The organism is Neisseria yangbaofengii (assembly GCF_014898075.1).
GTDB lineage: Bacteria > Pseudomonadota > Gammaproteobacteria > Burkholderiales > Neisseriaceae > Neisseria > Neisseria yangbaofengii.
In genome coordinates, this window is record NZ_CP062976.1 from 1,795,803 (window position 1) to 1,817,728 (window position 21,926).

The following is a 21,926-nucleotide window of genomic DNA, read 5'->3' on the forward strand; positions in this document are numbered from 1 at the left end:
TTAAATGATAGTTATTACTATTTTGAACTATTTTTATTTTTTTGTCGCAACAATATACATCTTTTTCTTGTACAGATATTTTTGTCTTAATTAATCAGAGAAGTATGTCATGCGTGAAATAAATAACCGTGAATTATCGGCTGTCAATGGAGGCTTTGCTATTCCGGGAGCGATTGCCGGAGGCATTGCCGGTTACAGAGCTTATGCCGGAAATGTTGCTGCAAGCGGAAGGAAGTTCAACTGGCGGGATGCAGGTTACGCCACAACTTTAGGTGCAGCAGGAGGCGCAATAGGCGGGCCGATGGGAATTACTGCGGCAGTTGATTTGGTAGGTCTCGCTACGGTAGGTGGAATGGCTCAAGGTTTTCTTACCAGATAATAATTGATAACATTAACTAAAGAATGGGAAGGTTTAATCTGGTAAGTTTGAGAGAAAACCTTCCTTCCTTTCTTTAATCCCTTTAAACAGTTACAAAACTTTTGACGATATATGGAGCATCAACTTATGCGTCATGACCTTGCTTTATTTTTTGTATGCATTTTTTTACTCTGCTTCTTCTTCGGTAGGTTGTTCAAACTCAAGGATTCTTTTCCTGCAGAGAAATACGGCTTCGGCATTAATTGGGTTTATCTGCTCATTGCGGCAGCAGCAATGGCCGTTTACAGCATCATTAAAAAATAAAACAGTTTGTTAATCGCCCATCGCCGCCAACAATTCGGCTTGATGCTCGGCAATCAGCGCATTGGTCAATTCGTCCAAATCGCCGTCCATGATGAAATCGAGTTTGTGCAGGGTCAGATTGATACGGTGGTCGGTTACCCGGCCTTGCGGGTAGTTGTAGGTGCGGATGCGTTCGCTGCGGTCGCCGCTGCCGATTAAGGATTTGCGTTCGGCGGCTTCTTTGGCTTGCGCTTCCCGTTTTTGCGCATCGTTCAAACGTGCCGCCAACACTTTCATCGCCTGCGCTTTATTGGCGTGCTGGCTGCGGCCGTCCTGACATTCGACAACCGTGCCGGTCGGCAGGTGGGTAATGCGTACCGCCGAATCGGTTTTGTTGATGTGCTGGCCGCCGGCACCGGATGCTCGGAAGGTATCAATCCGCAAATCGGCGGGGTTGATTTGAATATCTTCCAACTCATCGGCTTCGGGCATCACGGCAACGGTACACGCTGAAGTGTGAATCCGTCCTTGGCTTTCGGTGGCGGGAACCCGCTGCACACGGTGGCCGCCGGACTCGAATTTCAGACGGCTGTATGCGCCCAAGCCGACAATGCGGGCAATCACTTCTTTATAACCGCCCAATTCGCTTTCGTTGGCGGACACGATTTCGACCTGCCAGCGGTTGCGTTCGGCATAGCGGCTGTACATCCGCAGCAAATCGCCGGCAAACAGCGCCGCTTCGTCGCCGCCCGTCCCCGCCCGTACTTCGATAAAAATGTTTTTATCGTCGTCGGCATCTTTGGGCAGCAGCAGTTTTTGCAACTCGGTATCCAAGGTGTCGATTTTGGCTTTTGCCGCTTCGATTTCTTCGGCAGCAAATTCTTTCATTTCAGGGTCTTGCAGCATTTCTTCGGCGTCGGCCAAATCGCTCTGCGCCATGCGGTAGCTTTGGAACACTTCCGCCACCGGCGTGATTTCGGCGTGTTCGCGCGTCAGCTTGCGGTAGTTGTCCATATCTTCGGTGGCTTCGGGCTGGCCGAGCAGATGGGTGACTTCTTCCAAACGTTCGCTAAGTTGTTGTAATTTTTCTAAAATAGACGGTTTCATATTTTTTCCAAGACAAAGGCCGTCTGAAACGGCGGTTCAGACGGCATGAATGGGCGTTATTATAAAGTGTTTTAACGTAAATTCAAAAAGATAATATGCACTGCGTCTGCAATTGCTGCACAAAAGTGCTGAGATTGTTTGGCACAGCTTGGTTTAAGGCTTGATTCTGCTCCAAGCTCTCGCGGTGGCTGAAGCCGGCTTGAAATGCATTGCCTTCGCTTTCAATTTCGGTGGTGAATTTGTCGCGGCTGATTTGCATATTGGTCAGGCGGCGGGTCATTTTCGCCATCACCTTACTGTGCCGACCGTGCTTTACTTGCAATTTCAACGCATCAACCGTCAGATTCACCGGCTTTTCACTACTTTAACTGTTGGGCACCGACCGGCGCATCGCCCAAGGCATTTTGTGTCTCGCGCCGCATTTCTTCGTAAGGCTCACCATAGCATTGTGCATTCAGCCACACGCAATGGTTGTAAACATGGGCTTTGTATGGCACGAATCCTCGTTCGTGTCGCGAAAGGTGCAATATAAAACAGCATGATTATTTTAAGTCGGTAGGCCTAGCCGTTTGTTTAAGCAATTTTGAAATATTTTCTTCAGTTTTACAAGCAGTTTCTGCCAAATCGACCCCGCTTAATTCTGCCGCAATTTCCGCAATCCGCCGCACATTGGCGGGCGTGTTGGTTTCGTTGTGCAACATAAACGGGCTGTCGGTTTCCAACACCATATCGTGCCAAGCCAGTTTCGCCACCACCTGCCGCACTTTTTTCGCCTTCGGATTCAATAAAAGCGAGCCTATGCCGATTTTAAAGCCGCAATGCAGCAAAATCCGCGCCTCTTCCACGCTGCCGGAAAACGCATGCACTATGCCGCCTTGGGTAAAACCGGTGCGCTTTGCCGCATCGGCAATCGCGGCCGTGGCTTTGACATTATGCACAATCACCGGCCTTTGCAATCTTTGCGCCAATTCAAGCTGGCGGCGGAATGTTTCGATTTGCCGCTGCTTTTGCGTTTCAGACGGCCTGTTTACCAGAAAATCCAAGCCGGTTTCGCCCACCCATGCTTGCGGATATTGCAACAATAAGCATTCGAGTTCGGCAAAATCCTGCGGCGCGGCGGCTTCGGCAAACCACGGATGAATGCCCAAAGCGATGTGGACACGCGGTTCAAACGGTGTGTTCATCTCTAATAATTGCACCACATCCGCCCAATCGCTGCGCTGGGTGGCGGGCACGATAAAGCGCATCACGCCCTGCTCGGCCGCCTGCGCCAAAATTTCGGGCAAACGGTCGCGTAAGGCGGGATCGGCAAGGTGGCAATGGCTGTCGGTAAAATTCATCGTTAGGCCGTCTGAAAAGATATTTGTATTGGAAAACCGTTTCAGACGGCCTCAAGCAAACCGAGCGAGTGTAAAGTTTGCTGCACCGTACCGGCACTCCATTGATTCGACACCGCCAAAGTCAACAGCGCGGTGGCGGTTTCCAAATTGCACTTGCCGCCGTTCACCACGCCGGCTTGTCTCAGCGCACTGCCTTGTTCATACACCGCGGCCGCGCAACCTTGCGGCACTTGGCTGATATTGAGCAACAAGCCGCCGCGTTCGGTAAAGCTCTGCACGGCTTGGATAAATGCGGCATCGCTTGGCGCATTGCCGTGGCCGTAGCTTTGTAAAACCACTGCTTGCGCATCGGTGTGCCACAGGCCGTCTGAAAAATATTGTGCGCTGAAACCGGGAATCAGCGTTTGGCCAATCACTTTCGCTTGCGTATCAAGCGATAGGATGTCGAGGCCGTCTGAAACTGATTGGCCGCAGCGCTCAGACAGCCTTGCCAGCACTTGCCGGCCGGCCGATTGCTGCCATTGCGCGAGTGCGCCGAAATGCGGGTTGTCGAATCCGGCGGCGGTTTGGGTGCTGACTTTGCTGCTGCCGATAGCGGGAAACACTTTGCCGTTAAACGCAATCAACACTTGCGGCAAGGCCAGTTCGAACGCGGCAACGGCAGTGGCCAAGTTCAGCGGTGCATCGCTGCCGGGCGCATCATACGGCCATTGTGAGCCGGTCAATATCACCGGTTTATCCAAACCTTGCAAGGCAAGCGCAAGCAGATTGGCCGTGTAGGCCATGGTGTCGGTGCCGTGTAAAATCAGTATGCCGTCGTATTGCGGGATTTTTTCGGCCAACAATGCCAGCCAGTCGCGCCAATGAGTCAGGTTGACTGCTGATGAGTCGATTAAAGGTTCGCAAACATGCCAGTCGAACTGAAGGCCGTCTGAAAACGGTTGCAGGGCTTTGCCGGCCAAATCGGTATCGGGACGCAAACCGTTGCTGCTGCTGCGCATGCCGATGGTGCCGCCGGTGTAGAGAACGAAGATCTTTTGTGTCATGTGTTTTGCTCGCAAATAAAGGCATCTAGAGACCTTTACTCCGGATTTGAGCGCAGTTCGGAATGAGAGCGGCACAGAAAGCGCATATATGCCACAAAGACAGACAAGCTTTCGGACAGTGCATACGTAGAAATGTGCCCAAGACGGGAATTTTAAAGGTTTAGGCCGTCTGAAAGCGGTTTCTCATACTTTCAGACGGCCTATTGTAACTATATTTGTGATTATGGTTCAAATCCGGCCTGTTTCTGCCAAGGCCAGCTTTCGCACGGACTCGTTTTAAAGCCCACGGCATGAATCAATTCGCCGACCTCGATTTTACCGTTGCGGTTGCGGTCAAGCTGTTTGAACGCGCCGGCATCGCCTGCTTCAAAACCCAAGATTAAGCCGACGGTATCAACATTCGCCCATTCGCCGGCGGTTAATACTCCGTCGCCGTTTTTATCATTGGCGTTAATAAATAATTTCGCTGCCAAATCAGGTTCGCATGCTTGCGCGGGTAGCGCTGCGCCCAGCAGCAAAGCCGTTAATATCCATTTCATTGCCCTACTCCCATTGTTCTCTTTACTCGTGACCCGCCATCATGACACAGCTGCCTTTGCCGATGAATCAATATCCTTCAGTGGCAAACTATGCCGATGTATGGCCGTAAAAAAAGCATCTGAACGTCAGATGCTTTTTAACGGATAAAGTTTCCCAAAGATTCAAATATCGGCTTTGGCCTTTGCTTTGGCAGCTGATGCGGCTTTGCGCTTTCGGCGCAATTCTGCCAATTTTTCGTGGTAGAAACGGATGCGCCGGCGTTTGCGCCACCAAAACCACAGCAATACGGCAGCGCCAATACCAATCACCACAAACAAACCGGATTGGAAACCATGCACTTTCGCCATCAGCCAATCGATGTTGTTCGCGCCATAATCTCCCAGATACACCCATACCGGCACAGAAACCAAAGCAGCCAAGCCATCCATCATCAAAAAGCGCATGTAGGAAACTTTGCGGCTGATGCCGGCGGTGATGTAAATCGGCGTGCGCAAACCCGGCAGGAAACGGGCGACAAACAACACCCAGTTGCCGTATTTATCGAATTTTTCCTGCACCTGCGCATAGCGCTTCGGCGTCATCACGCGGGCAATCGGTTTGAATTGCAGGATTTTGTGTCCCCAAATGCGGCCGGCGGCAAACATACAGCCATCGCCCACTAATACGCCCAACATACCCACCACGACCATGATGTGCACATCGGTATAGCCCAGACCGGAAATTACGCCGCCGGTGACTAAGGTTACGTCTTCGGGAATAGGCACACCAAAACCGCATGCCAGCAGCACTAAAAAGACTGCGGCATAACCGTATTCAACGAAAAAGGCTTCCAAAAACGCAAACATCGGCAGGTGGTTCTCATCAGTGAAGTAGTTATTCCGGCAGACCGTTTCAGACGGCCTGATATTTGAATGCGGTATTAACCGCCGGTTGAATGCTGCTATTCTACCAATAGATAAGGCCGTCTGAAAGCATAATAAGCCGATTTCATCAAATATTCATTAAATTAACCGAACGCAACAAAAAAGGCGGCTTGATTCAGCCGCCTTTTGTCTTGATTACAATGGAATTATTTTTTCGCACCCTGAATCGCTTCAGCAATGCGTCCGGCACCTTTTTGCGCCCAGTCGGCTTGTCTGGCTTCCACCATTACGCGCACAACAGGCTCGGTACCCGAAGCGCGCAACACCACGCGGCCTTTGCCTTCCAGCTCTTTTTCCACTTCAGCCAACACGTTTTTTGACGCTTCCTGCCAGTTTTGGCCTTTTTGGATGCGCACGTTAATCATGGTTTGCGGGAACGGCTGCCAATCGGCGCACACCGTAGCCAAATCCTGACCTAAAATGCGCAATGCGGCCAATACCTGCAAAGCCGAAATCAGGCCGTCGCCGGTATTGTGCTTGTCCATGCACAAAATATGGCCGCTGGCTTCGCCGCCGATTAACCAGCCGCGTTGGTGCAATTGTTCCAACACATAGCGGTCGCCCACTTTGGCGCGGCAGAAGTTCACGCCTTGCTCGTTCAGGGCAATTTCCATCGCCATGTTGGTCATCACAGTACCGACCACGCCGCCGATTTCAATGCCTTCGCGCGCACGGGCTTTAGCGATAACATAAATCAGACTGTCGCCATCATACACTTTACCGTTTTTGTCGACCATCATCAGGCGGTCGCCGTCGCCATCCAAGGCGACGCCGTAATCGGCTTCATTTTGCAACACAGCGGCTTGCAGGGTTTTGGTGTGGGTGGCACCACATTTTTCATTGATGTTGTAACCATTTGGCTCTGCACCGATGGAAATCACTTTTGCACCCAATTCGTGGAACACTTTCGGCGCCACATCGTAGCCCGCGCCGTTGGCGGTATCCACCACCAATTTCAGGCCGCGCAAATCCAAGTTGGCCGGGAAAGTCGATTTGCAAAATTCGATGTAGCGGTCATCGGCGCCATTAATGCGGCGCGCGCGGCCAAGCTTGTCAGACGGCAACGTTTTCATTTCCTGATCGATTTTGGCTTCGATTTCCAACTCGATTTCATCAGAAAGCTTCACGCCGCCTTCGGCAAAGAATTTGATACCGTTGTCGGAATAGACATTGTGTGACGCGGAAATCATCACACCGGCCGACAAACGCAAAGCGCGAGTGAGATAAGCCACGCCCGGGGTCGGCAGCGGGCCGGTTTGAATCACATTGACACCGGCTGCGGTGAAACCGGCAATCAGCGCCGCTTCCAGCATATAACCGGAAATGCGGGTGTCTTTACCGATTAACACGGTCGGTTTCTGCTCGGCATCATGTTGCACCAGCACCTGACCGGCGGCATAGCCCAGTTTCAACACAAATTCAGGAGTAATCGGAAATTGACCCACTTCACCGCGCACACCGTCGGTACCAAAATATTTTTTTGCCATGGAGATTGCTCCGTTATTCAAAAGTAAGAAAAATTATAAAAGAAATAGATGGCCCGACAGGCAAAATCCGCCTAACGCGGTTAGATGCCGTCTGAAAGGTATGGTTTCATGACACTTGTATTTCAGGCGGCTTCAAGGTCTTTACCAATCGTTTAAACACCTAATGCCCGCCATACTTTCAACGCATCCGCGGTGGCTTTCACATCATGCACACGGATAATCTGCGCACCGCGCGCCACCGACGCCAATGCCGCCGCCACACTGCCGTGAACGCGTTCGGACGGCGTATTCTCGCCGGTTAATTCGCCAATCATGCGTTTGCGCGACACGCCAATCAGCATCGGCAAACCGGCGGCCTGCATCAATTCGGGCAAGTGGCGCATCAAGGCGATATTGTGTTGCAGCGTTTTGCCGAAACCGAAACCCGGATCAAGCGTGATGCGTTCGGCGGCAATCCCTGCTTGGACACACGCCGCCACGCGTTCATTCAAATAACGCGCTACTTCACCGACCACATCTTGATACTGCGGATTATCCTGCATGTTTTCCGGCAACCCCTGCATGTGCATAAGGCAGATACCGATGCCGGGATAACGTGCCAATACATCCACCGCGCCTTCGTCAGTCAATGCGGCCACATCATTGATGATGTCCACACCGCCTTGCGCCAAAGCCTGCTGCATCACCGAAGCGCGGCGCGTATCCAAACTCACCGGCACATTCCATTTACCGATTTCCGCCAACACCGGCTGCACGCGCTGCCATTCTTCTTCCGGCGATACAAAATCCGAACCCGGACGCGTGGATTCGCCGCCAATATCGAGAATATCGGCGCCGTCTTTCAACAGCCGATCGGCGTGTTGCAAGGCCGTCCGAACATTTTGCGAATAAGTGCCGCCGTCTGAAAACGAATCCGGCGTTAGGTTCACAATCCCCATGATCTTCGGCTCGGCCAAATTAATCTTGAAACGTCCTGCCTGCCAAATGGTTTGCGTCATGAATCTTTCCCTATCTCAAACGGCTACACATAAACGCAGTATTATAACAGGCCGTCTGAAAGGGTTAAATATTCCGACGGCTTAACAATACAATTGTCAACAATCTTTGTTTATGCCAAAATCCAGTCCATCAAAACCTATCCGCCCTATTTTCTTGAGATTCAAAGGAAACATCATGTACCAGCACATCGAATTCTATCCCGGCGACCCGATTCTGAGTCTGGTCGAAGTGTACAACAACGATGCCCGCCCGGGAAAAGTCAATTTAGGCATCGGCATTTATTTTGACGATGAAGGCAAAATGCCGGTATTACAATCGGTACGTCAGGCGGAAGTAAGACGTGCAGCCGAACCACGCACCAGCCCTTACCTGCCGATGGAAGGCTTGGCTGCGTATCGCGAAGCGGTGCAGCATTTATTGTTTGGCAAAGACCATCCGGCTGTGAAAGACAAGCGTATCGCCACCATCCAAACCTTGGGCGGCTCGGGGGCATTAAAAATCGGCGCTGATTTTATCCGCCGCTGGTTTCCCGATGCGAAAGCCTATGTCAGCGACCCGACTTGGGAAAACCACAAAAGCATTTTTGAAGGCGCGGGCTTTGAAGTCGGCACATATCCCTATTACGCCCCGGCCACCATCGGCGTGAAATTTGATGAAATGGCGGCTTTTTTTAAAACGCTGCCGCCAAACAGCGTGCTGATTCTGCATCCGTGCTGCCAAAATCCGACCGGCGTGGACATGACCGAAGCGCAATGGGATAACGTGTTGGATGTGATTCGGGCGCGCGGTTTGATTGCATTTATGGACATTGCCTATCAAGGCTTCGGCGAAGATTTGGACAACGATGCCTACGCCATCCGCAAAGCCGCCGACATGGGTTTGCCGCTGTTTGTCAGCAATTCGTTTTCGAAAAACTTATCACTTTACGGCGAACGCGTCGGCGGCCTGAGCGTGGTTTGCCCGACGCAGGAAGAAGCAGAATTGGTGTTCGGCCAATTGAAATTCACCGTGCGCCGCATTTATTCCAGCCCTGCCGCCCACGGCGCATATATCGCCGCCGATGTAATGAACACGCCGGAATGGTTTGCGTTATGGCAAAGCGAAGTATATGGCATGCGCGACCGCATCCGTGCCATGCGCCAACGTTTGTATGAAGTCTTGAGCACAAAAATTCCGGATAAGGATTTCAGCTACTTCATCAAGCAGCGCGGCATGTTCAGCTACACCGGCTTAACCGAAGCGCAAGTGACCCGTTTGCGCGAAGAATTCGGCGTGTATCTCTTAGCTTCCGGCCGCATGTGCGTGGCAGGATTGAATCCGAGCAATGTCGAATACGTAGCTGACGCCTTTGCCGAAGTATTAAAACAAGGCGATAATTTGAAGTAAATCAAAAGGCCGTCTGAAAACACTTCTTTTTTCAGACGGCCTCTTACATAATAACCCTTTGGCGCACCCGACTGGGATCGAACCAGCGACCTTCAGCTTCGGAAACTGATGCTCTTCCAACTGAGCTACGGGTACGGAAAAACGTAAGATTAACTGAAATTTCGATGTTTGGCAAAATTAATGTGCCAAGTGAATTAAAGGCTACACACGGCAACAAAACCCAATCTTACTAATATCGTATATTTTACAAATCCTTAGCTCAACCAATATTTTTATTTTTAAAGTTTTTTGCAGAATTTCGAGCGGATAGATTGGAAAGCACCTGTTAATTCAGTATAATCCAGCAAAATATTGTTAATTCCGTTTAACAAACCAAATATAACCTTATAGCACAACCTAACCTAACGGCGAGGCCTACCAAATGAAACAACTCAGTAACAGCAAAGCCCAAGGCTCAGCATTGTTCACTCTTGTAAGCGGTATCGTTATTTTGCTCGCGACCGTATTCTTCTTCATCAAGCTGGCCGGCAGCGCATCATTCGGCGATGTCGACCAAACCACCGAATCAGCCACCCAAACCCGTATTCAGCCGACCGGCCAAATTGTTTTGGGCGACGGCATTCCGGTAGGCGAACGCCAAGGCGAAGCTATCTTTAATAAAATCTGTATCCAATGTCACGCATCTGACAGCAATGTACCGAATGCGCCTAAATTGGAAAACAACGCCGCATGGGCACCGCGCATTGCACAAGGTTTCGACACCCTGTTCAACCACGCGCTTAACGGCTTCAACGCTATGCCTGCCAAAGGCGGCGCAGCCGACTTGACCGACCAAGAATTGAAACGTGTAATCGTATTTATGGCCAACAAATCAGGCGGTTCTTTCCCCAACCCTGATGAAAGTGCTGCCGCACCTACCGAAGCTGCTGCTTCAGATGCTGCGCCTGTCGAAGGCGAAGCCGCTGCCGCACCTGCAGAAGCCGCTCCTGCTGCCGAAACTGCCGCACCAGCCGCTGCCGGTGTTGACGGTAAAGCAGTTTACGACGGTTTGTGCATGGCCTGTCACGCTTCAGGCGTAGCCGGTGCACCTAAAGTAGGCAATGCTGCTGATTGGAAAGAACGCTTGGCACAGGGTAAAGACACTTTGTACAAACACTCAATCGAAGGCTTTACCGGTAAAAAAGGCATGATGCCTGCTAAAGGCGGCAATCCTTCATTGACCGATGACGAAATCAAAGCTGCTGTCGATTACATGACTAAATAATCCTGCCATGATTTAAGTCTAAAAAATGCACTGTTTTCGCGGTGCATTTTTTTTATTTCTGCAACTTCATTTAAGTGCATTGCAAGGCCATTTTTAAAACATGATATAGTGGATTCACTTTAAAATAGGACAAGGCGGTGAGCCAAAGACAGTAAGATAATACGGCCGGGCGAACCAACGCCGTACTATTTTAAAGTGGATTCACTATAAAAGGCCGTCTGAAAACATATTTTCAGACGGCCTTTATTTTTATTCAAATAGAAAATCAGCCTAAGCTACTCGCCACCCCATTTGCTCCCGACGCCACCGATAATCGGTACAACACTTCTTGCGGCATATCGCTGTGCCACAAGCCGGTAATATTGGCAATTACCGGCAAATGGGTGACTTTACGCACCCGCACAATGGCATCGACATCCAAGCGGTAAGCGTGTTCCGGCTCAAAGCTCAATGTGCCCGCTTCGCCCAAGATAATATGGTGATTGCCGCGTAAAGCGATGTGTTCAGCAGCCACCAGCCAATCATCGACACGGTGATGCTTATCTTTGCACAATACCACCGGCGTATTCAGACGACCTACCTCATCCTGCAAGGCGCGATTGCTCATCAATTCGCCGCCCAAATACAAGATATCCGCTTGAGCCGCCAAGGCCGATTCGATTTGGCGAACGTCACGAATCCGCACCAATACCGGTTTGCCCGCTTCGTGAATATGCTCAATTTCCTGCTGCATGGCAATGATTTGCGCTTTTTCGCTGCTGTTATCAACATCGGCATACGGTCTGGCCGACATAAAAAACGGATCAATAAACACCGCATCGGCATCCGGTTTAAATCCGACTGCAATATCCAGCATTTTTTCGCCGCCGAACACCACTCCGCGAACGGTAATCAGGCTGTCCTGCGGCTGTGCTTCGCGGCTGATGATTTTCCAATCGTTCAATACCCGAATCGCCCGCTCTACCTCCGGCAGCCGCTCCAATTCATTCGGATGGAACACGCGCTCATCACCGACTGCACCGATAATGGTACGTTCCTCGCCTTGGGAAACATGTTCCTGCAAACCGCGGCTGCGGATGCATTCAATCACACGCGTTACCGCTCCGGCCGAAGCCTGTTTTTGCATCACAATAATCATTTTGCGCTCCCTGATATTGAGAATCCGATATTAACATATTTTACAAAGGCTCCGGCTCAATTGAATAAGTTCTACCACTGTTCATCATATCGCTTTACATTAACCGCATCCCCCTTGTGTTATACTGCATGCCTAATTGTATGTTTCCCCTTTTTTATGCAAAACCGCTTGCCGAACTCAGGAAAATTCTGGCTGAAAATCGTTTTTTTCGGCCTGCTGACATCATTTTTGATGTTCGTCAGCCTGTATGCATCGGTTTACCATTTTCTCAGCGCCGAGCGCATTCATCAGTTTGCCCAAGAGAGCTTGGGGCGGACCGAACGCAGCATCCGCTTCGATAAAAGCATCACGCGCAATCTGTTTCCGCGCCCGACTATCACCCTAAAAAACCTCATCATCAGCCGACCACGCAGCACCGATGCCGCCGTTCACATCAAAGAAATGAAGATTGGCTTGGGCTGGCAAAGCTTGTGGGCGGATAGTCCTGTCATAGAAAAATGGGTGCTTTCCGGTGCCGATGCCACGTTGCAGCGCACGCAAGACGGTAAATGGAGCTTGCAGGATATCTGGCAGCAACAAAGCCGCAATGCCAATCTTAACCGTCTGATTATTGAAAACAGTACCTTACGCTTGCGCCTGATTAGCGGTGAATACCTGATAGAACAATTCGGCCTGAATGCCAAAGCACCCGATTCAGGCATACGCGAATTCAGCCTCAGCGGCAATTTCAATCACAGCAAAATACCGGTTTCTTGGAAAAGCTCAGGCTTACTGGAAACCGCGGCCAGCAGTTGGAAAATCCCCAAATTCCATTTAAGCGCCGAAGGCCGTCTGAATGATGAAACCGTCAAAATCACCGCCGACAGCGCGCTTGCCTGGCAGCCGGAACAAAGCTCTCTGCAGGCGAACAATCTCGCTCTGCGTGCCGACAGCTCCTACCGAGATTTCCACCTGACCGCACAAGTGCCGCGCCTGACCTTCAATACCGATCATGTGTTCGTGGAAACATTCAACAGCGCATTCACCGCCGGCAGCGAAGCCGGCCAATGGAGCGGCTCGTTAAAATTGGATAAAGGAAATCTGTCCAACGGTAAGGCTGCGTTGGAAGGCTTTAAGCTCAACGCCAATCACCGCACCGCACAATTGCAAACCAATCTTTCCGTTTCCGGGCCTTTGGTCTGGCAAAAAAATGACGGACTAAAATCCGATGCCATCCGCATTACCACCATGCAGGATACGGTTAACCGCGCACCCCGCCCACGCTACATCAGCTTGCTTGACGGCAGCTTCAGCATGACTGGTTTAAGGCATTGGCAAGGCAAATTCAATGGTTATTTCGACCGCCAACCGACTGTACTCAGCTTGAAATACAGCAACGAAACCGGCGAAGTACCGTTGCTTGAAGCCGGACTTACCTTGCAAAAACTCTCTCTTACGCCCTACTGGGAAGATTTGGAAGCACAATCAGGCAATATTTACCCCGAATTTCTCAACAACGACAACCTGCCCGATATCGAGGCACGGGTTAAAATCGACAGCATGAATTTTCCGGGTTTGCAGTTGGATAATGTCGAAACGCTGATTTCGGCCAACCGCCAACACATTGCCTTCACCAATTTCAAAGCCGGTTTATACGGCGGCCAAACCGAAGGCGGCATCAGCATGGCCAATACCACGCCGATTTCTTATCATTTGCAGCAAAACGCGCAAGGTGTGCAAATCCGTCCTTTACTGCAAGATTTATTCGGTTTCCACAGTTTCAGCGGCACCGGCGATGCGGTGATTGACCTGACATCCAAAGGTCAAGACCGCCGCAGCTTATTACAGCTTCTAGACGGCACGCTCAGCCTGAATGTTTCAGACGGCGCATGGCACGGCATCGACATGAACAATATCCTGCAAAGCGGCAACATTAAAAAAGACACAGAAAACAACCTGCAAACGCCGTTTCACCGCTTTTCACTGCACAGCGTGATTGAAAAAGGCGTAAGCCACCATATCAACACCGAATTATTGTCCGACAGCGTGCGCGTCACCAGCAGCGGCTTCACCAATTTGGAAAAGCAGGAATTGTCGGAAGAACTGCTCATCTACAATGCCCGCAATCCCGATTCCCGGCCGGTGCCGTTGAAAATCAAAGGATCGGTGCACAATCCTTCGATTACCTTGGATTACGCGCAATTGACTAACGGTTTGGAAACCCCGCAAGAAAAACAAAAAGCCTTGGAAGATACCTTCCGCGAACAATGGAATTGGTTGATTCCGAAGCGTAAATAGAGATAGACCCAAGCCTTTGCAAAACTCAATTTGAATCAAGAAAATTATGCTGGTCATTCCCGCCTGCGAGGGAATGACCGCTTAAAGATTTCTGGAAATTTACAAGTTCTGTAAAAGCCTCGGCATTCGATTCCGTCAACAGATCCGGAGTGCTATAATAAAAAAATACGCTTAACTATAGCCGCCTAAAACGGCTTTAAAACCATGAACTTATTCCGCTCAACCTTATGGGGCATCGCCACCCTGTCCGCCGTCGCCGCATGCGGCTCGTTTATCTTGCAATACATCATCGGCATGAATCCTTGCGTGCTGTGTATTTTGCAGCGTTTGATGGTGTTGGCTGTCGGTTTGGTTGCTTTGCTCACTGCGTTCAACCGCCAGCTTTCCGCTACCGCCCGTACCGTCAGTGCATTTTTGGTCAGTATTCCGGCTCTTTACGGCATGGGCGTGGCCATTTACCAAATCTGGATTCAAAGCCTGCCGGCCGGCACCGCCCCTGCCTGCGGCGCGCCGTGGACTTTCCGCCTGCGCGATTGGCCGTTGTTTGAGTGGTATGAGCCGGTTGTGCGCGGTTTTGGCAATTGTGCCGAACCGGATTACGTCTTCGGCATCGCATTGCCGATATGGAGTGTTTTGTATTTTGGCTTTGTGGTATTGTTGGTATGGGGCATGTGGTTTAAAAACCGCCAAGAGCGTGTTTGAGATAAATTCAAGGCCGTCTGAAAGGTTTCAGACGGCCTCTCTAATAAAAAAAGCAGCTGTAGGAAATTGTCGGGTTGTTTACACTTTTTATGCAAAACATCTTTTATTTTTTGCCCGAATGATTGTTTTAGGATTTTTGAGCATTATCAAGAACCAGTGCGTTTCGGCATTCTTGGCAACACTCGAAAATCCCAAAATGGATCTTCAAGCAAAAAAGCAAAAGTATAAACAACGCTAGGATTTTCTACAGCAGACTGTTTCAGTCTGCTTTTTTCATGCTTACTGTCCAACAGGATTTATTCCAAATCTAATACGGCTGAAGTGTAAACGTTTTGCACGTCGTCTAAACTTTCCAACGCGTCGAGCAGCTTTTGCATTTTCACAGCGTCTTCACCGGTCAACACGGTTTCGTTTTGCGCACGCATGGTTACATCGCCATCCATCGATTTAAAGCCGGCTTCTTCCAATGCCGCTTTCACACCCGCCCAGTCGCTTGGTGCGGTAATGACTTCAATCATGCCTTCTTCATCGATAATCACGTCTTCCGCGCCGGCTTCCAACGCGGCTTCCATCAAGGTATCTTCGTCGGCATCGGCGAAAACCAAATAACCTTGGTGCTCAAAGTTAAACGCTACGCAACCGTCGGTGCCCAGATTGCCGCCGTTTTTGGTAAACGCATGGCGTACATCGGCCACGGTGCGGGTTTTGTTATCGGTCATGCAGTCAACCATCAAAGCTGCGCCGCCGATACCGTAGCCTTCGTAGCGCAATTCGACGTATTCTACACCTTCCAAGTTGCCCGTGCCTTTGTCAATCGCGCGTTGCACGTTGTCTTTCGGCATGTTGGCATCCCATGCTTTGTCCATGGCTAAACGCAAACGCGGATTGGCTGCCGGATCACCGCCGCCCAATTTGGCCGCAACAGTGATTTCTTTAATCAGTTTGGTAAAAATTTTGCCGCGCTGCGCATCAACACGCGCCTTTTTATGCTGGATATTCGCCCACTTACTATGGCCTGCCATGTGGATTCCTTTCGATTTTTTGCGTTTGATAACCGATTAAAATAAGCATGGATTTATGCCGTCCTTATTTTAATCAATCATGCCCACGCAGATTCATTTTGTTCTGAAAAACGCGTATTTTATCATAAGTTTTTTACTGCCGAAAACTTTCGGACGGCTCCGAGACCTTTGCAAAATCCCCATCTTTGACACAGTTCAAAGTTATAGTAGCGCAGAAAATGCAGATAATAATTTAGATAGACAAGCTTTCGAGCAGCGCATAACGAAGAACTATGCCAAAGATGGGGATTTTGCAAAGGTCTCGGCCTATGTGTTCGCTTGGTATACATTAATTTAATGTTAAATTTCGTTATATCTATTCAGATTTTGTATTCTCTTGAATCAAAATTTGGCGTATGATACCGAGAATGTTTCTTTATTAAAGAACGTATAAAGAGCATTCGGATAATCCCCTGTTCGACCGACGGCCTGCTCGCCTGAGGTTATCAAACGGGATTAAAGCGGAGTAGTTGCCGCAGTGTGCCGCACGTTGATTAACTTTTTATTTTTCGAGGTTTATTATGGAAGCAACATTGTCTGCGCTGGTGGGCGCGGTCAATAAAGTGCTGTGGGATTACCTGCTGATGTATGCCTTAATCGGCATCGGCTTGTTTTTCACAGTGTATTTAGGGGTGCCGCAGATTACCAAACTCGGCGCGGGTTTTAAATCTGTTTTCGGCGGCTTGTTCAGTAAAAAAGACGGCACCGATAAAGACCAAAAGTCTCTTTCCCAATTCCAAGCCTTGGCTGTCGCCATTTCTGCCCAAATCGGCACGGGTAACGTGGCCGGTGTCGCCACGGCGCTGACCGCCGGCGGCCCCGGCGCGATTTTCTGGATGTGGCTTTCGGCTTTTTTCGGCATGTCGACGATTTTTTCCGAAGCGATTTTGGCACAAAAATACCGCGTCATCAGCCACGGTAAATATATCGGCGGCCCGGCATTTTATATTACCCACGGTTTGACCCCAAAAATCGGCCGCCCTGCCGCACGCTTTTTGTCGGGCTTCTTCTCCATTGCCATCATCATCGCTTTGGGCTTTATCGGCAACGCCACGCAAGCGAACTCGATTGCTTCGGCGGTAACCGTGGCATTTGATGTGCCGGCGTTGGCGGTGGGCATTGTGTTGGCGGTTTTGGCCGGTTTGATTGTTATCGGCGGTGTCGACCGCATTGCCAGTGTGGCGCAGTTTGTAGTGCCGTTTATGGCAGTGATTTACATTGTGTGCGCGATAGTGATTTTGTTTAAATTCTCCGCCCACATCGGCCCGATGATTCAGCATATTTTTGTGGCGGCTTTCGACCCGAGCGCGGTTTTGGGCGGTGCGGCCGGTATTGGTATGCGCGAAGCCATCCGCTACGGCGTGGCGCGCGGTTTGTTTTCCAACGAAGCCGGTATGGGTTCGACCCCACATGCTCATGCCACTGCTAATGTGAAACACCCTGTGCAGCAAGGCATGGCGGCATTTGTCGGCGTGTTTATCGATACTTTATTGGTTTGCACCGCCACCGCACTGATTATTCTGCTCACCGATGCCAACACCTTGGGCTTGAAAGGCGCGGCGCTAACCCAACAAGCCTTTATCATCGCATTTGGCAGTTTCGGCAGCCAACTGCTGGCCGTGTGCCTGACTTTCTTTGCCTTTACCACCATCATCGGCTGGTATTATTTCGGTGAGTCCAACATCCGCTTTTTGTTCCACGGCAAACATTTGGCCTTTTACCGCACACTGGTTTTGATTTCGATTGTGCTGGGCACCTTGGGCAAAGTTGATTTGGTGTGGGATTTGTCGGATATGTTTAACGGCTTTATGGTCATCCCCAACTTAATTGCCCTCTTCCTGCTGCGTAAAGAAATCCGCGCGGTGTACGACGATTATTTGGCGCAAACCGAAGCCGGCAAACCATTGTCTTACCAATACGAATCCCATGAATTCCACGATAAGCAATAGCCAAACAAAAAACCTCTCCGTTTCTCGGAGAGGTTTTTTGTAATATAGGCCGTCTGAAACTTATAAAACATAAAAATAAATACAGATAAACTGCGTCAAACTGCCCGCCATCACAAACAAATGCCAAATACCGTGGCCGTATTTGATTTTGGTGTCGTTCACAAACCAATAAATCCCCACGCTGTATAACACACCACCCAAAGCCAACCAAAATAATCCGGTTGCCGACAGGCTTTTCACCAGCGGACACATCGCCACCAAAATCAGCCAACCCATCACCACATAAATCACCAACGACAATAAGCGTTTTTCGCTTTTACGCCCGATGGTCAGCTCCTGAATAATGCCGAACAAGGCCAGCCCCCACGACACGCCGAACAGCGACCAGCCCCAGCCGCCCTTCAGCGTGATCAGCGTAAACGGTGTGTAGCTGCCCGCAATCAGAAGATAAATCATGCAATGATCCACCTTCTGCAACACTGCCTTCGCCTTCGGCTGCCGAATGCTGTGATACAGCGTTGAGCCCAAATACAACAGCAACAAGCACACGCCATAGGTAATCGCGCCGGCAAGTTTGTAGGGCTCAAAATTCTCAACCGCCTTCACAATCAGCAACACCATGCCGGTTAACGCCAACAGCGCTCCGGCCAAATGGCTATACGCATTAAAACGCTCACCTTGATACATAAACTTGATTTCTCATCATGGGTGACAGACAACAGTGTACGCCGATTTGCTGAGCAAAAGGCCGTCTGAAAGATAAAAATAAGTTAACCGCTCTTTTTATCAAGTGAATGATATAGTGAATCCACTTTAAAATAGTACGGCGTTGGTTCGCCTAGCCGTATTATCTATACTGTCTCCGGCTCACCGCCTTGTCCTATTTTAAAGTGAATACACTATGTTTTGAACAAATCATTTACATACAAAAAACAAAAGCCTCACTGAATTCAGTAAGGCTTTTGTGTTAAGCATGTGGCACGCCCACGGGGAATCGAACCCCGGTTACCGCCGTGAAAGGGCGATGTCCTAACCGCTAGACGATGGGCGCGGAATAAAGGATTTTCCCAATGGCGCACCCGGAGCGATTCGAACGCCCGACCCTCTGGTTCGTAGCCAGATACTCTATCCAACTGAGCTACGGGTGCCTCCTCATCACTTCGCTGTTGCGCTGTGAATCAAGAAAATCGAATAATAAAGAATTTACTGAACCGTGTCCAGTGTATTTTCAATTATTTTTTGATATTTTCAATAAATAATTGAAATAAAATTAAATAAATTTCAACGCAACATGCCTAAGCCGGATAAATCCTGCGCCATCTTGGCGGCGGTATTGTCGGTCATACCGCCGACGAAATCCAAAATTTTCATATAGGCTTGGTAAAGCGTGTCGTTTTCGGTGATGGGATCATCGTTTTTGAGCAATTCCAATACCAAGGATTGGCGCGAATCAACCTGTTTATCTACCAAATACGCATATGCGGCCGGCACGAGCAAATCCAAAATCAAACCTAAGCACGGGAAAGTAGCGATTTCAGTGATGAGCTTGGTGTGGTGGCGGAAAATGCGTGTGCGCGCCAAATCTTTGGCTTTTTCAAGTGTGTTTTGTACTTCGGGGCTGCACAAGGAGATTAAGTCTTTACCTTTGAACTCACCATTGAGCAAGTCGGATTGGTGTTTCATAAAGGTTTGAGCGACATCATCAATCGCCCGCCCAATAGCGATGCCGCGCAACATGGCGCAATGCTGGCGGCTCGACTGGGCATACCATGTGCTTTCAGCAAAGGTCAGCTCGGATAATATGCTTTCGACTTCGGTATCGCTGAGCAAATCCAGCTCGACCGCATCTTCCAGGTCCAACAAGGCATAGCAAATGTCGTCGGCAGCCTCCATCAGATAAGAAAGCGGATGACGTGCCCAATGGTTTTCGCCCAATTGAAGCAAGCCCAATTCTTCGGCAACACATTGAATAAACGGCAGCTCGGTTTGGTAGATATTGAATTTTTTTCTGCCGTTGGGGTGCAGCGTGGTCCACGGATATTTCAGCAAAGCACCGATAGTCGCCGCCGTCAGCCGCATGCCGCCGCGATTGCGGTACATCTCCAAAGTTGCCAAAATACGCAGACTATGGGCATTGCCTTCATAGGTTTGCACATCATTGCGCTCAATATCGATCAAGCCTTGCAGATAGCGGTCGTGTTGCGGATTTCGGAACCAATTGCGCAGCGCGTCTTCACCGGTATGACCAAACGGCGGATTGCCCAAATCATGCGCCAAACACGCAACCTGCACCACCGCGCCAATGTCGCCCGGCGTATTACCTAAAGGCAAAAATTCACCCGCTTGCAACATCATACCGACACGGTTGCCCAGGCTTCTGCCGACGCTGGCCACTTCTACGCTGTGGGTTAAGCGGTTGTGGGTCAAATCGTGTTCGGCAAAAGGATGGACTTGGGTTTTACGCCCCAAACGACGGAATGAGCCGGAAAACACCACACGGTCATAATCGATGTGAAAGTCGGTACGCAAGGCATCCATGCCTTCTTGTGTGGACGGCGTCACCGTCGGCACGATGCTGCCGTCTTTCACGCGGAAGCGTTGGGTGGACAATAAATCCCGCCAGTTCATTTTTGCCTGCATGAGTAAGGTTCCGTATTGGTTTGAATGATTTGACTATACAATAAATCGAGGCCGTCTGAAAGTTTCAGACGGCCTCACTTATGACAACTTATTTATTACCGCGCATGAGTTCGAAAAATTCGTTGTTGTCTTTAGAATCTTTCAATTTGCCGACCAAAAATTCGGTGGCTTCGATTTCATCCATCGGGTGCAGGAATTTACGCAGCAGCCACATGCGTTGCAGCTGGTCGTTCGGTACCAGCAACTCTTCGCGGCGCGTGCCGGATTTGTTGATACTGATGGCCGGGAACAGGCGTTTTTCGGCCATGCGGCGGTCAAGGTGTAATTCCATATTGCCCGTGCCTTTAAATTCCTCGTAAATTACATCATCCATACGGCTGCCGGTTTCAATCAAAGCTGTGGCAATGATGGTGAGCGAACCGCCCTCTTCTACGTTGCGTGCCGCACCGAAGAAGCGTTTCGGACGGTGCAAAGCATTAGCATCGACACCACCGGTCAGAATCTTGCCGGAGGCCGGTACCACAGTATTGTAAGCGCGTGCCAAGCGGGTAATCGAATCAAGCAGAATTACTACGTCTTTTTTGTGCTCGACCATGCGTTTGGCTTTTTCCAATACCATTTCAGCCACTTGAACATGACGTTGCGCCGGTTCGTCAAACGTAGAAGACACCACTTCACCCTTCACACTGCGGCTCATTTCGGTCACTTCTTCCGGACGCTCGTCAATCAGCAACACAATTAATTCAACTTCAGGGTTGTTGGCAGTGATGGCATGGGCAATGTTTTGCAGCATCACGGTTTTGCCGGTTTTTGGCGGCGCAACCAACAAGGCGCGTTGACCGCGGCCAATCGGCGACACCAAGTCAATCGCGCGGCCGGTGAGGTTTTCTTCGGCTTTGATGTCACGCTCGAGCTTGAATTGTTTGGTCGGGAATAAAGGCGTTAAATTTTCAAACAAAATCTTGTGTTTGCATACTTCCGGATCGTCGCCGTTGATGGTATCCAAGCGCACAAGGGCGAAATAACGTTCGTTGTCTTTCGGTACGCGCACGCTGCCTTCGATGGTATCTCCGGTGTGCAGATTGAAGCGGCGGATTTGGCTCGGGGAAACGTAAATATCGTCAGGACCGGCCAAATAAGAGGTATCGGCGCTGCGCAGGAAGCCAAAGCCGTCAGGCAGAATTTCCAAAGTGCCTGAGCAGGTAAAGCTTTCGCCCTGCTTCATTTTTTGGCGCACAATGGCGAAAACGAGGTCTTGCTTGCGTAAGCGGTTGGCATTTTCGATGCCGTGTTCTTCGGCCATTTCCAATAATTTGGAAATGTGTAGTGTTTGTAATTCAGAAACGTGCATAATGAGTGATTTTGATAGAATTGAAGACGACGGATGCCGTCTGAAAGAATAGATA

20 protein-coding genes and 3 tRNA genes are annotated in these 21,926 nt (G+C 50.0%); 6 read left to right on the forward strand and 17 right to left on the reverse strand.

Features of this window, described 5'->3' with window-relative positions; translation table 11 throughout:
* Positions 1-109: 109 nt before the first annotated feature.
* On the forward strand, positions 110-379 hold the full coding sequence (locus H4O27_RS08770; RefSeq protein WP_165007514.1) for a hypothetical protein: 270 nt from the start codon (positions 110-112) through the stop codon (positions 377-379).
* Positions 380-691: 312 nt separating this feature from the next.
* Here H4O27_RS08770 and prfA read toward each other — a convergent pair whose 3' ends face one another.
* The 9 genes from prfA to folP all read right to left on the reverse strand — a co-directional run bounded on the left by prfA (position 692) and on the right by folP (position 8,102).
* On the reverse strand, positions 692-1,768 hold the full coding sequence (gene prfA, locus H4O27_RS08775) for a peptide chain release factor 1 (RefSeq protein WP_165007517.1): 1,077 nt from the start codon (positions 1,766-1,768) through the stop codon (positions 692-694).
* Between the two features lie 82 nt (positions 1,769-1,850).
* Positions 1,851-2,057 carry a hypothetical protein gene (locus H4O27_RS08780; protein ID WP_165007520.1) on the reverse strand — a complete coding sequence of 69 codons (207 nt, stop codon included), beginning with the start codon at positions 2,055-2,057 and terminating at the stop codon, positions 1,851-1,853.
* A 70-nt stretch (positions 2,058-2,127) separates the two neighbouring features.
* Complete coding sequence (locus H4O27_RS08785; RefSeq protein WP_165007522.1) at positions 2,128-2,265, reverse strand: hypothetical protein; 138 nt, start codon at positions 2,263-2,265, stop codon at positions 2,128-2,130.
* A 45-nt stretch (positions 2,266-2,310) separates the two neighbouring features.
* Complete coding sequence (locus H4O27_RS08790) at positions 2,311-3,108, reverse strand: TatD family hydrolase (RefSeq protein WP_165007525.1); 798 nt, start codon at positions 3,106-3,108, stop codon at positions 2,311-2,313.
* 41 nt (positions 3,109-3,149) lie between these two features.
* Complete coding sequence (locus tag H4O27_RS08795) at positions 3,150-4,154, reverse strand: asparaginase (RefSeq protein ID WP_165007528.1); 1,005 nt, start codon at positions 4,152-4,154, stop codon at positions 3,150-3,152.
* A gap of 221 nt (positions 4,155-4,375) precedes the next feature.
* The gene (locus tag H4O27_RS08800) at positions 4,376-4,693 is read right to left on the reverse strand and encodes an EF-hand domain-containing protein (RefSeq protein WP_165007531.1); all 318 of its coding nucleotides are present in this window, start codon (positions 4,691-4,693) and stop codon (positions 4,376-4,378) included.
* A 162-nt stretch (positions 4,694-4,855) separates the two neighbouring features.
* Positions 4,856-5,539: a DedA family protein gene (locus tag H4O27_RS08805; RefSeq protein ID WP_165007534.1), complete on the reverse strand. Its 684-nt coding sequence runs from the start codon at positions 5,537-5,539 to the stop codon at positions 4,856-4,858.
* Positions 5,540-5,763: 224 nt separating this feature from the next.
* Positions 5,764-7,104, reverse strand: coding sequence for a phosphoglucosamine mutase (gene glmM / locus H4O27_RS08810; protein WP_165007537.1), 1,341 nt, complete (start codon positions 7,102-7,104; stop codon positions 5,764-5,766).
* 152 nt (positions 7,105-7,256) lie between these two features.
* On the reverse strand, positions 7,257-8,102 hold the full coding sequence (gene folP / locus H4O27_RS08815; RefSeq protein WP_165007540.1) for a dihydropteroate synthase: 846 nt from the start codon (positions 8,100-8,102) through the stop codon (positions 7,257-7,259).
* A gap of 175 nt (positions 8,103-8,277) precedes the next feature.
* On the opposite strand from folP, the gene H4O27_RS08820 reads away from it, so the two are divergent.
* On the forward strand, positions 8,278-9,489 hold the full coding sequence (locus H4O27_RS08820; RefSeq protein WP_165007543.1) for an amino acid aminotransferase: 1,212 nt from the start codon (positions 8,278-8,280) through the stop codon (positions 9,487-9,489).
* A 59-nt stretch (positions 9,490-9,548) separates the two neighbouring features.
* On the opposite strand, the gene H4O27_RS08825 is transcribed toward H4O27_RS08820, so the two are convergent.
* A tRNA-Arg gene (locus H4O27_RS08825) sits at positions 9,549-9,624 on the reverse strand.
* A gap of 286 nt (positions 9,625-9,910) precedes the next feature.
* Here H4O27_RS08825 and H4O27_RS08830 point away from each other — a divergent pair.
* A complete protein-coding gene (locus H4O27_RS08830; RefSeq protein ID WP_165007546.1) occupies positions 9,911-10,753 on the forward strand; it encodes a c-type cytochrome in 843 nt (280 codons plus the stop codon).
* Between the two features lie 265 nt (positions 10,754-11,018).
* Here the strand turns inward: H4O27_RS08830 and H4O27_RS08835 are convergent, their stop codons facing one another.
* Positions 11,019-11,891 (reverse strand): chorismate mutase, encoded by an 873-nt coding sequence (locus tag H4O27_RS08835; protein WP_165007549.1) that lies wholly within the window; start codon positions 11,889-11,891, stop codon positions 11,019-11,021.
* Positions 11,892-12,047: 156 nt separating this feature from the next.
* On the opposite strand from H4O27_RS08835, the gene H4O27_RS08840 reads away from it, so the two are divergent.
* Positions 12,048-14,168, forward strand: a complete 2,121-nt coding sequence (locus H4O27_RS08840; protein ID WP_165007552.1) for an AsmA family protein — start codon at positions 12,048-12,050, stop codon at positions 14,166-14,168.
* A 204-nt stretch (positions 14,169-14,372) separates the two neighbouring features.
* Complete coding sequence (locus H4O27_RS08845; RefSeq protein ID WP_165007555.1) at positions 14,373-14,870, forward strand: disulfide bond formation protein B; 498 nt, start codon at positions 14,373-14,375, stop codon at positions 14,868-14,870.
* A gap of 296 nt (positions 14,871-15,166) precedes the next feature.
* On the opposite strand, the gene H4O27_RS08850 is transcribed toward H4O27_RS08845, so the two are convergent.
* A complete protein-coding gene (locus H4O27_RS08850; RefSeq protein ID WP_165007558.1) occupies positions 15,167-15,892 on the reverse strand; it encodes a YebC/PmpR family DNA-binding transcriptional regulator in 726 nt (241 codons plus the stop codon).
* Between the two features lie 560 nt (positions 15,893-16,452).
* Here H4O27_RS08850 and H4O27_RS08855 point away from each other — a divergent pair.
* Complete coding sequence (locus H4O27_RS08855; RefSeq protein WP_165007561.1) at positions 16,453-17,880, forward strand: alanine/glycine:cation symporter family protein; 1,428 nt, start codon at positions 16,453-16,455, stop codon at positions 17,878-17,880.
* Between the two features lie 60 nt (positions 17,881-17,940).
* Here the strand turns inward: H4O27_RS08855 and trhA are convergent, their stop codons facing one another.
* The 5 genes from trhA to rho form a co-directional block, all read right to left on the reverse strand.
* Positions 17,941-18,567 carry a PAQR family membrane homeostasis protein TrhA gene (trhA, locus tag H4O27_RS08860; protein WP_165007564.1) on the reverse strand — a complete coding sequence of 209 codons (627 nt, stop codon included), beginning with the start codon at positions 18,565-18,567 and terminating at the stop codon, positions 17,941-17,943.
* A 289-nt stretch (positions 18,568-18,856) separates the two neighbouring features.
* A tRNA-Glu gene (locus H4O27_RS08865) sits at positions 18,857-18,931 on the reverse strand.
* 20 nt (positions 18,932-18,951) lie between these two features.
* A tRNA-Arg gene (locus tag H4O27_RS08870) sits at positions 18,952-19,028 on the reverse strand.
* Positions 19,029-19,161: 133 nt separating this feature from the next.
* On the reverse strand, positions 19,162-20,520 hold the full coding sequence (locus H4O27_RS08875; protein WP_193004241.1) for a deoxyguanosinetriphosphate triphosphohydrolase: 1,359 nt from the start codon (positions 20,518-20,520) through the stop codon (positions 19,162-19,164).
* Positions 20,521-20,608: 88 nt separating this feature from the next.
* A complete protein-coding gene (gene rho, locus H4O27_RS08880) occupies positions 20,609-21,871 on the reverse strand; it encodes a transcription termination factor Rho (protein WP_165007567.1) in 1,263 nt (420 codons plus the stop codon).
* Between the last annotated feature and the right edge of the window lie 55 nt (positions 21,872-21,926).